At 32.1% G+C, this 12,529-nt stretch carries 10 protein-coding genes and 1 pseudogene; 4 read left to right on the top strand and 7 right to left on the bottom strand.

Annotated features, from left to right (window positions below):
* Positions 1-92: 92 nt before the first annotated feature.
* The 5 genes from ACM39_RS04395 to ACM39_RS04380 form a co-directional block, all read right to left on the bottom strand.
* The gene (locus tag ACM39_RS04395) at positions 93-656 is read right to left on the bottom strand and encodes a membrane protein (RefSeq protein ID WP_048509802.1); all 564 of its coding nucleotides are present in this window, start codon (positions 654-656) and stop codon (positions 93-95) included.
* Positions 657-937: 281 nt separating this feature from the next.
* Positions 938-1,069: a hypothetical protein gene (locus ACM39_RS19530; protein WP_262483786.1), complete on the bottom strand. Its 132-nt coding sequence runs from the start codon at positions 1,067-1,069 to the stop codon at positions 938-940.
* A 60-nt stretch (positions 1,070-1,129) separates the two neighbouring features.
* The gene (locus ACM39_RS04390; protein ID WP_048509801.1) at positions 1,130-2,149 is read right to left on the bottom strand and encodes a helix-turn-helix transcriptional regulator; all 1,020 of its coding nucleotides are present in this window, start codon (positions 2,147-2,149) and stop codon (positions 1,130-1,132) included.
* Between the two features lie 109 nt (positions 2,150-2,258).
* Positions 2,259-2,588 (bottom strand): HopJ type III effector protein, encoded by a 330-nt coding sequence (locus tag ACM39_RS04385; RefSeq protein ID WP_048509800.1) that lies wholly within the window; start codon positions 2,586-2,588, stop codon positions 2,259-2,261.
* On the bottom strand, positions 2,582-6,586 hold the full coding sequence (locus tag ACM39_RS04380) for an AAA domain-containing protein (protein ID WP_048509799.1): 4,005 nt from the start codon (positions 6,584-6,586) through the stop codon (positions 2,582-2,584). The genes ACM39_RS04385 and ACM39_RS04380 overlap by 7 nt, the downstream gene beginning before the upstream one ends.
* Before the next feature lie 103 nt (positions 6,587-6,689).
* Between ACM39_RS04380 and ACM39_RS04375 the strand changes: the two genes are divergently transcribed.
* Positions 6,690-8,072 carry an RtcB family protein gene (locus tag ACM39_RS04375; RefSeq protein ID WP_048509798.1) on the top strand — a complete coding sequence of 461 codons (1,383 nt, stop codon included), beginning with the start codon at positions 6,690-6,692 and terminating at the stop codon, positions 8,070-8,072.
* Between the two features lie 146 nt (positions 8,073-8,218).
* The gene (locus ACM39_RS04370) at positions 8,219-8,968 is read left to right on the top strand and encodes a DNA polymerase beta superfamily protein (protein WP_048509797.1); all 750 of its coding nucleotides are present in this window, start codon (positions 8,219-8,221) and stop codon (positions 8,966-8,968) included.
* A 17-nt stretch (positions 8,969-8,985) separates the two neighbouring features.
* Here ACM39_RS04370 and ACM39_RS19160 read toward each other — a convergent pair whose 3' ends face one another.
* Positions 8,986-9,183: a hypothetical protein gene (locus ACM39_RS19160; RefSeq protein ID WP_228377055.1), complete on the bottom strand. Its 198-nt coding sequence runs from the start codon at positions 9,181-9,183 to the stop codon at positions 8,986-8,988.
* Between the two features lie 398 nt (positions 9,184-9,581).
* Between ACM39_RS19160 and ACM39_RS04360 the strand changes: the two genes are divergently transcribed.
* Positions 9,582-10,313, top strand: a complete 732-nt coding sequence (locus tag ACM39_RS04360; protein WP_048509795.1) for an ATP-grasp domain-containing protein — start codon at positions 9,582-9,584, stop codon at positions 10,311-10,313.
* 211 nt (positions 10,314-10,524) lie between these two features.
* Positions 10,525-11,586, top strand: a pseudogene (locus tag ACM39_RS04355) (DNA polymerase beta superfamily protein).
* 75 nt (positions 11,587-11,661) lie between these two features.
* Here the strand turns inward: ACM39_RS04355 and ACM39_RS04350 are convergent.
* Positions 11,662-12,096 (bottom strand): cold shock domain-containing protein, encoded by a 435-nt coding sequence (locus ACM39_RS04350; protein ID WP_048509794.1) that lies wholly within the window; start codon positions 12,094-12,096, stop codon positions 11,662-11,664.
* Between the last annotated feature and the right edge of the window lie 433 nt (positions 12,097-12,529).

Genomic DNA, 12,529 nt, shown 5'->3' with positions numbered 1-12,529 from the left:
AATAATACTTTTTGTAAATTCTTCAGGGAAAGAAAAAACCTTTTCAAAAAAACGAAAAGGTTTGGCTAATAATTGCTTATATTTAAATCTAACTACTTTCCTAAAGGAATATTATACGAAAATCCTACACCGATGTTTCCCACATTGTAGTCTTGACCGGCAAGATCTCCTTTACTTCCTGTAAATACCTTCTGATATTGTACAAAGAAATTCCAATCTTGGTTGTGGTAACCGATTTCCGGCTTAATATAAAAACCTCCGTCCGGTCTGTCAACGGTAGAATTAGAAGCTACTTTGTCATCACCGACAAGAAAACCATATCCTAAATCAGTCCCGAAATAGAAACCCGTTTGTTTCGGATAAATTCTGATTAAAGCACCTACAGGCACTAAACCGACATTATTATTGTTGTATCCGTTGTTGTCTTTACCAAAATACTGTGTATAACCCGTTGCAATACCCAATCCAAATCCAGGTGTGATCAAGTTCTGATAAGCCACGTCTACCCCTACAGCCATAGAAGTATTGTCTGCAGGAACTGCTAAACCAACATTCGCACCTACCTTAATCATATTGTTCATCTGTGCACTTTGAGCGCTTACTGCACCTGCTGTCAAAATTCCAGCCAGCAAGATTGCTTGTTTAAACATTTTCATAACTCTGATAATTAAATTTTACTAAGCTGTAAGATGTAAAAATCATGCCAAGGAAATAACTCTTTTCAACTTTAACACTCCTAAAACTCACAAAATAATGAATATCAACCAATTAAATTTTCTTCAAAACTAAATGCCTGTTTAATTTAAATTTCAAAAAAAACAACCTAAATTCTTACAATGTTTTCGGCTGAAAACGGAACTTATGACTTTATCTACAATAAAAAGAGACTGTTGTAAAATAAACAGTCTCTTTTTTATAATTCTAATTTTAACTACTTTTAATTTGATAAAGGAAGTTGTTTTTTTTCATCTTCCTGTTTGTCAAGTTTTTCTGATATTTTTTTAACGATAAATTCAATCACCAAAGGAGCTACAATGGCAAGTACAGCTTTTAATATTCTTGATTTCATACTATTTATTTTATAATTTGATTAATACAATTTCTAAGCCAGAAATCTTTACGAAAAATTTCAATTTTCATCAGAAATAATCAAATTATCATAGTTACGACTTCCTGATTTAAATTTTTCTTCCATTTTTAAACGTAATTTTCGGGGCTTACGAACAATTAAACAATCACCAAACCCCAATAAAAGACGCTCTAATTCAAAATTTATCTGAACACAAATTTTAAACATTGTCCCTTGCTTCGTCTCACTTACAATTTCCTGACTTTTATGCAAAGGTTTTGTTTTCACATAAGGTGCATTAGAAGAATCAACAAAAAATACAACATTTCTGGGGGCTATCGTTTCTGAAACTGTTACCCCTATAATATCTTTAAAATACTCGTCTCCGTCAAGATTTTTGTCAATATATTCAATCTTCTCTTCAGCTTCAATACTTTCCATTCTATCCAGCGCCAGGTTATACATTTTCCTTTTATAGAGACAGATCAGAAACCAGCGATTATTAAATTCTTTCAGTAATTGCGGATGGACTACATAATTACTTGATTCTCTTGCAGTAAAACTTTTATACAAAATATGTAAAACCTTTTTATGTAAAATTGCATCATAAAGAATATCAATATGCTCCAAACCTTTTAATTGTTCATTTTTATCCAAATGAATGATAGATTTTTGATTTGTTGACTGAATAGAATCTTCCAGTTTCTGAATAACTCCGTTCATTTCTTTAAACATAGAAAAATCCTTAAACTGCTTTAAAATCTGCACTGCATTGTTCATCGCCTTCAAATCACTTTCATTCACCGAAATATTATGAATACTGTAATCAGGATCGCTGTATCGGTAATATTTTCTTTCATAAACTTCAATCGGAGCTTCATACCCAAACTTTTCGCTGCGCATATTCTGCAAGTCTAGCTGTACTGTCCGTTTACTTACAAACGATTCTTTGCCCTCAAATTCAAATAATGCCTCGGAACATTCATTGATCAGATCTTCCAGGGTGTATTTCCTGTATTTGTTTTTAAGACATTTATCTAAGGTTTTGTAACGGATAAGAGCATTTTTATTAGACGACATTGTGTTTTTGTATTTATTCTATATCATTGCAAAGAGCAAAATAACAAAGCATCAGATAAGATTATTTTAATTTAGGTTCGCAATGACAAATTGAAATTAAGTTTAAAAATTATTTTTTCGTCAAAGCTTCACCTTCAAAAGAAATTCCGTCCCATCCAAACTCCATAAAGTTCCTGATATTCTGATGATCAGTTCCGTCAGGATTTTTCAACACGTCTTCTCTATAAAAGTTTCCAAAAAGGCTCAATACCTCATCTTTTGACAAATTATTCAGCTTTCCAAAACTGAAAACTTTACATGAACCGTTATTTTGATCTGCTTCATTTACTGTATTTCCATTAGTAAATTTTGTTGGTGTAAAGTTGTAATTTTCATCAATGTGAGCAATTACATCTTTAAATTGAATCGTATCCGGTGAATTTTTTACTTGTTCTAGCATATTATTTTTTTATTTATTTTTTGTAATTCTGATTCCAGATTTTGCCAACAGTTTTGGCTCCATATTCTTACATATTCAAATCCTGCATTTCGCACAACTTTTTCTTTATGCAAATCTTCCAGATAACCAAGATTACCGGAATATTTTTCTTTACTCATAGCTTCTACGACAATTGATCGTCCATCATTTTTTTCGATAAGAATATCAAATTCATAGCCGCCAAAATGATGATTTTTTAAAATATTTAGATTGGGTAGATTTTGCAGTAATTGATTATAAATTATGTCAATGAAGACATTCGAACTTCTATTTTTTTCAGAGTGATTTGCATACCCGGATTGATCTAAAACATTCAAAATTTCAATCCTTTGACTGTCATTTTTATCACTTACGGCTTTGCAGTAGGCCAGATAAGCATACAAAACCGCTTTTCTGTTATTAGAGCCTTCCTGTTGCAAAGCATCTTTATAGTTTGAAAAAATCTCTTCAGGAATAGAGTTACAAACGTAGATTTTTTCCTTCGCCCTGGTAATAATCACATTCAAAAGCTTATATCCTTTTGTATGATTTATCGGGCCGAAACTTTGGATAAATTTTCCGCCGGACTTCCTTCCGTATGTTGTTGAAATGATAATAATATCCCTTTCATCTCCTTGAATATTTTCAAGGTTTTTAATGAAAAGCCCCGCCGCTTCCAAACCTTGAATTTTATCTTTGAATTTTTCGTTTCCGGGAAGGCTGATTTGTTCGATAATTTTTCTTTTAATATAATTTCGTTGTGAAATATTAAAAGTCGCAATTCCTATAGACGGATAATGTCCATCTTTTAAGGGGTCAATATTTTGTAAAATTTCTAAAACTTTCTCCGCTTCTTCTTTATTGATATGCTCATTAAAACTTCCATCAACCTGAAAAAATTCGATAGGTTTATTTTTAGATTTTGTAGGAAGAGGTTTTAAACGTGAATTATAGAAAGCATGGTTCGAAAAATCAATCAGATAAGGATGTTTTGAACGGTAATGAAAATCCAAATGATTCTTTTCGAATTGACTTTCTGTTGCAAAATCCAATAGAGATTCAATATTAAGCATTGCATTTTTATAGGTAATGGCTTCATTTTCAGATTCCATATCGTCTTCATCTTCAATAATTCCGTCAAAAACTTTACTGAAATAACTTGAAGGCGGCATTTGATGCTCATCTCCCGCAATGATAACATTTTTTCCTTTCAGCATTGCCGGAAGATTATCTTCCAGCTTCAACTGGCTGGCTTCATCAAAAACCACATTATCAAAGTAGAAATTTTTGCCCTGAAAAAGATTGCTGCATGCATCAGGTGTTGTAAGAATGATCGGGAAAAAACTGGTGAATAAATCTATATCCTTCTGAACAATCCGTCTTAAAGTCAGCCTTTTATGATTCACACTGCTTCTTTTATTATAAAGATTGGCAACGGTAATATCTTTATTTGTTTGCTCAAATTGTTTTACTGAATCCTGCTGAGAGCTGTCCCAAAAATATTGAATAAAATTCTTTTGAGATGATTCGTACTGTTTTATCTGCTTAATGATTTCCTCGTAATTTTTTTCGTTAAAATTCAGCCCCGGATCAGAATAACGATTTAGCAATAGCGGAAAATATGCAGAATAAAAAGTAGCTTCCCAGTTTTTAACCGACAGAAGCTTTTCCACCAATTTTTTCTGAAAAACACTTAATGGCTGATAAAAAGAGAACCAATTATATTCAGCCAACAAAGGATTTTCAGGATTATTTCTATAAGTACGGTATTGATGTAAAATTGAAATTAAATACTGATCAAAATTCTGGTACGTATTCCCAAAATTAAGATCTTTGAGCCACTCATCGTTTGAAATACTTTTCTTTAACTGCTGAATACGTTGAACAATAGTCTCTGTTTCTTTTCCCGAAACAACAGGATCGAATACATTCAGGAAATCAATCATATTAAACTGCTCCTCCAGCTTAGAAGAAAATTCGGATTGAGTGTTTTGTATTTTCCTGCGGTAATTCAGAATTTCATTTTTATTATTCCAAAGATTATCAGAAAGCCCTATTGAAGGAAAAAAATTAGTAAGACTTATCTGTTTTATAGATGAACTTATCTCCAACAATCTTTTTTGATTGTTTATTTTCTTTTTCTTTGAAGATGAAAATATTGCAGTCAATTTATAAAAAAAGCTGTTGGTAATTTCAGGATGAAATTCATCAGAATTTTGGTTTAACACAGAAGTTATCACTTCTGTTTCATCAATTAGCGAAGATAATTTTTGAATATTTTGACTAAATTTTTGTTTTATTTTTTCTTCATAAACAGGTTTAAAATCAATAATTAGGGTTTGAATTCCATCCCACATTTTCTCATAATTCTGAAAAGAAAAGTCTAAATCCTGCAGACTATTATGAAAATTTTCACGGATTAGGGTTTTAGGGTTGATAAATGATGTATTTTGAAAAGGCTGATATTCCTGATATAAATCCTTCCCTTTTTCCAAAACTTTTCCAATTTCCTTATACTCATTTTCTGAAAAAGAAAACTGAATGTCCTGAATATTAATATTATCTTTTAAATTATTAAATACTAACAGCTTACCCACAATTTCCGTCCAGCTTTTTCCAGGAATTAATTGTGAATTTAAAATTTCGTGAACATTATTAATATTCGATTTGTGTTGTAAAATTTCCGATAACTGATTTTGCAGCGACTGAACAGAATAAGGCTGAACCTGCTTTTTGAAGTCTGCCTGATCAATTGTATTCCTCACAGAATCCACCACCAGTTTTCTATCGGAAGCACTGTCTTTAATCATGATGCAATAGCGTTCCAGCCCTAATTTATGAAGAGCATTGTAAAGAACTTCCAATGCAGTTTGTTTTTCGCAAACTACGATGGTTTTTTGTTTATTTTCTAACGCGTTGACCAAAACAGCAGTTAACGTTTGACTTTTTCCGGTCCCGGGAGGCCCTTGAATCAGAATTTTGGTTTGTGATTTTAATGATTCCAAAATTCCCTGTTGGGAAGGATCTGTTTCAATTGACGTTATAGATTGAAAATCTTCTTTAATATAGCTTTTTTCAAGAGGCTTAAATTCTCTTTTCAATGATTCATAATCGTTGATGATGTTTTGTTTCTGAACTTCAAAAATTGAGAAAACTCCGGATTTAATGATTATTGCATCTCCTTTATGGTGAAGCTGATCTTCATAGAATGCTTTAGATTTTATCAAAGGGATTTCCTCATAATTATTAAGGATAAAATCCAGGTTTTGCGAAATTTTAAGTTGATCCAATAAAGTTTGACAAATCTGCAAAAGTTCCGGTTTATCTATTTTACCATCTGCAAGCATTTCTTCAGAAATCTGTTCCAAAGTAATTCCCGAATCACTTTGCAAATGATTGATAAGAACTTCATTCACATAAACAGGATCATCTTCTGTCCTGCTGATTTCCCAGGTATTCAGTTCGTTTACGGATTTTATGCTGACAGACCAGATCAGAATTGGTGAGGCAGAAATCTGACCATCCATATCTTTTCTGATAAGAATAGGAAAACCGAATCCTAAAGAATTGATGCCTTTTTCAGATTGTATCACTTCATTTTGAAAGATCAAATTTTCCAGACTTGTGGAAAGTTTTTCCAGTCCAATTTCCCTCGTTTTATCTTTAGTAATAGCTATATCAACTGTATTTTCCCCAGATTCTTGCACGTCCTCGAGCAAATAAATAGTGTCTTTTACCGGTTTTTCAGAAATTCTGTCTAAGATTTTATCGTGAATGGAAAATTTAAAATTAACATTCTTCTGAGTCAAAAGGTTGACAATAAAATGCTCCGGAAGACTTTTATTAATCTCAGAAAGTCTGGCAAGATCGAATTTATATCTTGAGCTTCCGGGAATAGCATTTAAATGAACACCTCTCCTGTTACCTGTTTTCAGTTTGTTCTGAAATGCCTGAAATATTTCCGGATTTAAATTTTCCATCATGCCTAAAAAATAATTTTGAATAAAAATATAAAATTTTTATACAACGCAAAAACATTGCACACTTTAGTTATTATTTTGCATCAACAAAATGAGAGAACACATGAAATTTAATGGAAACAATTTAATAGAACTAGGATACAGACCATCAAAATGGTTCAAAGATGCTATCTCCTATATCAATGAAAATAATTTGGATGAAAATCAAATCAAAGAATATTTGGAACAATTCACGCAGCCGGATTTGATTCCGCTTCATGAAAACCCAAAAGATTTTATCATTAACATCAGAGTTGAACACGAAAGTGAGAATGATAACGTAGAAAAAGTAATCAATACAATGAAAGTTTTAATGAAAACTCCAACTTTGATTAATGGTGCGATTATGCCGGATGCCTGTCCGACAGGTCCGGAAGGGCAAATTCCCGTTGGCGGAGTTGTTGTGGCAAAAAATGCAATCCATCCAGGATTTCATAGCGCAGATATTTGCTGTTCGGTAATGTTGACAGACTTGGGAAAAGCTGATCCTAAAGAGGTTTTGGATACGGCTCATTCAGTGACACATTTCGGATATGGAGGGAGACCAAGAGGTGAGCAAATGAAAATGTCTCAGGAATTAATGGATTCTTTCAGAAAAAATAAGTTTTTGAATGATGAAAAATTGATCAGTATTGCCCGTTCACATATGGGGACCCAAGGCGATGGAAACCATTTTTTATTTGTAGGGATTTCAAAAAATACAGGAAATACCATGTTGGTGACTCATCACGGTTCAAGAGCTCCGGGAGCAGCCTTGTATGATAAAGGAATGAAAGTAGCCAATAAATACAGAATGGAAATTTCCCCTGAAACGTTGAGGGAAAATGCATGGATTCCTTATGAAACAGAAGAAGGAAAATCTTATTGGGAAGCTTTACAATTGATAAGAACATGGACAAAAGAAAATCATACTTCCATTCATGATGCGACTTTAAATAAGTTAGGAATCGAAAAAGAAGACAGATATTGGAACGAACATAATTTCGTTTTCAAAGACGGAGATTTATTTTATCATGCAAAGGGAGCAACCCCTTTAGATGATAAATTTATGCCTGATATCACGGGACCACGATTGATTCCGTTGAATATGGCAGAGCCCGTTTTGATTGTTCAGGGAAAAACGAATGAGAGAAATCTAGGTTTTGCGCCACATGGAGCAGGAAGAAATTTCAGCAGAAGTCAGCATAAAAAATCTTTGGCTCATAAAACAATTGAGGAAGTTTTTGAAGAAGAAACAAAAGGATTAGATATCCGCTTCTTCTCGAATGATATTGATATTTCTGAACTTCCGACAGCCTATAAAAGTGCTAAAAACGTGAGAGCGCAAATTGAAGAATATGGGCTTTGCGAGGTTTTGGATGAAGTGATGCCTTATGGATGTATTATGGCAGGCGATGTTCAGAAGAATGCGCCCTGGAAGAAAAAGAAGAAGTTTAGAAAAGCTTAATTATTGATCAACCGCAAAGGCGTAAAGCTTTTTCAGAAACTTCAAACTATAAGACTCAAGGGTTTTAACTTTGATTTTCTTGCGCCTTAAAACAGTTTATAATTTAAAAAAATTGTGCCTTTGCGTTTAACCAAAATAAAAAAACAATGACACCAAAAATATTAGAAAAACTAAAAGAAATCGAGGAAAGACGGGGTGTAGAAATACTTCTTGCCGTAGAATCAGGAAGCCGGGCTTGGGGGTTTGCTTCACCCGACAGCGATTACGACATACGTTTTATATACCGACACGAAAAAGACTGGTATCTTTCGCCGTGGGACAAGGATGAAACGATAGAATTTATGACCGAAGATGACTTGGACGGTTCCGGATGGGATTTGAGGAAAACTTTTCATTTACTTTTGAAGTCGAATGCTGCTTTATTGAGCTGGTTCTACTCTCCTATCGTTTATGTAAAAAATGAAAAATTTTATGAATTGTTCAAATCTTTGGCTGACGAATGCTTTTCTCCGATAGCGGTTTCTTACCATTATCTGAGCATGAGCAAAAAATATTTGGAAGCCTGCAGAGCTGACGAAGTAAAATTGAAATCTTATTTCTACTGCCTTCGAACAACTTTGACAGGAAAATGGATATTGGAAAAAGGAGCTGTTCCGCCAGTTTTATTTAGTGAATTGCTGGTTTTAGTGGATGATTTTACGAAAACTAAAATAGTAAATTTAATAGCTTTAAAAGCCACAAAAGGTGAATCTTACTATCATCCGAATGACTGGGAACTGTTTGGATTTTTGGAGAACATGATATTGGATAACGAGGAAAAAGCGAAGAGCTTGAAAGGAGGAAATTCAGATAAGAATGAGATGGAGAGGGTTTTTAGGGAGATATTAAATTATTAAATATAAATTTGAAAATATTATTCTTTATTATTTTTTTTCCATTCCGTTTTATATTCTGTAAAAATTTCAATCAATTTATCATCTGTAACTTTTAATTTGAAATATGACAAATTTATAGATTCAGCATTTGATTTGGTAGATAAAATCAGTTTAGATGTAAATACTGTACCATTTTCTGAAGATTCGTAAGAGTCATGAGATATAGACATTTTCATTGATTTTTCCCACGAATGAAACTTTCCTTTAAATTTAATTCCTTTGTCGTCAAAAACAATAGGTATATAAAGAGTATTGATTAAAGGAATAAAAAATAAAGTTTGTATAAAAAATCCTAAAAATGGAATTATTATTAAATCTTTATCATTTTTGACAAAACATATATAAGCAAAAATGAAATAAATTATATAAAATATTGAGTGAAAAACTGTATAAATAATTATAGAATCTTTCTCCATGCGGATAACTGTTTTCCCCATTTGTGTTTTGAATTAATTAATGTCAACCTTAAATCAACAAATAACCATAAGTATCTTATTACCAAATATAAAAAAATATTCTGACAATTGAATTTATTTAATTTTGGTAATAAGCGTAATGATTTATAAAAAATAAAATGAAAAATATAATCGCCCTGTCTCCCATGTACACGGAAGACAGCAACAATCTGAAAAAAGCATCAATCAATTCACCTTACGAATTGAATCGTTTCAATGCAAAATGGAATGTTCCTGAAGAATTTCGGGATGATGTAATTGCAGTTTATGGCGAAGATATTTATGCAGAAATCGTAGCTGACCAATGCAATCTTATATTGACAAAACCTGATGATAATTGGCTTTCAAAAATTTCGGAAGAATTTACAAAACGAAAAATTGCTTATGGTCAATTGAAAGAATTCGTTGATAAAGAAAATATTTTCATTAAATGTTCGGATTTTAAAAGTTTTAAAGCCGGAGTTTTCGATAAAGTAACGAATATCAAAGGCTTTGATACTTTGGATTTAGACATTACAGTTTTTACGTCAGAAGTTGTGGAATGGGAACTTGAGACGAGATGTTTTGTATTGAATAATGAAATAAAAACTCATTCTTCTTATTGGCGGAACAATACATTCGACACTAATTTGCTTTCTGAAATTGAGCAAAAAGATTTATTAGAATTTTTTAATAATTTTATTCAAAAATACTCGGAAACGCTTCCAAAAGCCATTGTTCTCGATTTTGGAATTATCAAAGGAAAAGGCTGGGCTTTGATTGAGGCAAATCCGGCCTGGTGTTCAGGGTTATATGCTTGTGATGGGGAAAAAGCTTTGGAGGTTATTGTGAAAAGTTGTATTAAAAACTAAATTATCTAAATTCTTTTTACAAGCAGCTTTTTTTAATTCGCACATCAGAATCAGTATAGATTTATTGAAAGATGTTGGCAGTATAAGTAAAGTTAGAATGAGTAAGCCACCAAATAAGTCAGAATTCCGAGTGGAAACCTATGAAGACGCACTTGAAATTATCGAACGATTAAAAAAATGCAAAAACGGTGATATTATTTATACTTAAATTATGACAATTAAAAATATAAAAGACAGAAACCTCATCCTCTTCGAAGCTATTTCCGGAAGCCGGGCTTTTGGGCTCGCTACAGAAAATTCCGACACAGATATTCGTGGAGTTTATTATTTACCTAAAGAAGATTTTTTTGGCTTAAACTATCTTCCGCAAATTTCTAATGAGACAAATGATATTACATATTACGAAATCGGGAGATTTGTAGAATTATTACAGAAAAATAACCCAAATATTCTGGAAATTCTGGCAAGCCCCGAAGAATGTGTTCAGCATAAAAATAGGCTAATGGATATATTAAAACCCGACGACTTTCTTTCCAAATTATGTAAAGATACCTTTGCAGGGTACGCTATTTCACAGATTAAAAAAGCAAGAGGACTCAATAAAAAAATCCTGAATCCGATTGATAAAGAAAGAAAATCTATCCTTGACTTCTGTTATATTTTAAAAAATCAAAGTTCGGTTCCATTAAAGAAATGGCTTTCAGAAAACGAAAAAGTTCAGGAAAAATGCGGATTGGTAAATATGAATAATACAAAGGGGATATTTGCTCTTTTTTACAATGAAACAGGAGATTTACACTATAAAGGAATTATTCAGAATGAAGATGCTAATCAGGTTTCTGTTTCGTCTGTTCCCAAAGAAGAAAAATCTATTGCGTTTTTGTTTTGCAATCTTGATGCTTATTCTGCTTACTGCAAAGATTACAGAGAATATTGGAAATGGGGTTCTGAGCGAAATGAAGACCGTTACAATGTCAATCAAACTCACGGACAAAACTATGACAGCAAAAACATGATGCATACCATTCGTCTGCTGCAGTCTTGCGAGCAGATTTTTAAAACAAATTCATTGCAGATTTGTGTAGAAAACAGAGACGAATTACTGGATATCAAAACAGGAAACTGATCTTATGAGAATGTTATGAAAAAAGCAGAAGACTTAATACAATCTATCGAGTACTATTATTCTGTTTCTACTCTTCCTGATTATCCTGATGTAGAAAAAACTACGAAAATTTTAATAGAAATACGAGAAAATCTTTATATGAATTAAACTAATAAAATTTTACCCGGAATAAAAAACAAAAGAGCTTCAAATGAAGCTCTTTTTTATCTAAATATTGATATATTATTTGACAACTTTGATATCTATCGCAGAAAAACCTTTTGGAGATCTTTCTTTTTCGAATGATACTTTGTTTCCTTTTTTTACAAGTTCTGTGCAGTTATTACTGTGGAAGAAAATATTCTCCTTAGACTTATCTTCAGTAATAAATCCATATCCTTTTTCGCTAAAGAATGTTACAATTCCTGTTTTTCTTACTTCCTCCTCTTCAATAGGAGCAGCACCCAACTGAATGTTGTTGATATCGATTTCAGCTTTCATATCACTATCAGGTGGTGTGGATGTCAATTGACCGTTTGCGTCTACATACATAAACATCTCGTCAAGACTTTTTCCTTTATTATTGCTCGTTTTACGTTCTTCACGTTTTTGAGCTTTTTCTTTTGCCTTTTGAACTTTTTTCTTGAAATTTTCTTTTTTAGAGAAAGAATCCGCCATATATTTTTATAAAATTTAATTGTTATTCTGAATGACACAACTTTCCGTTTTTCCCGGAAAGAAATAAAAAGTTATTTAATCCTTCTCGAAGTTACTCATAAAAATGATACAAAAACGAAAATTGTATTAAAAATTTGTCAGCTGTAAAGCAAAAACTGATAGAGAAAAATAGAAATTCTAAACTGTTACAGAGAAAGCAAAGGCAGAGACCTTTTTATTATTATTCCACAAATATACGAAAAATATTCGAATTTTACATTTTAAATAATTGAATCCCAATTGCTTTTTTAATTAAAAAAATAGATGATTCCTATGAATACATAAAACCAAGAGATATAGATAACAGCTATAAATAGGTTTTGGAACTCAAGCCTTCAACTATTTTAATCATATTGTACTCCGTAAAACTACTTCCGTATATTATTTTTCCCAT

Source organism: Chryseobacterium sp. FH2, assembly GCF_001045455.1.
In the GTDB taxonomy this organism is placed as follows: Bacteria; Bacteroidota; Bacteroidia; order Flavobacteriales; family Weeksellaceae; genus Chryseobacterium.
This window is presented reverse-complemented; position numbering and strand designations above follow the sequence as displayed.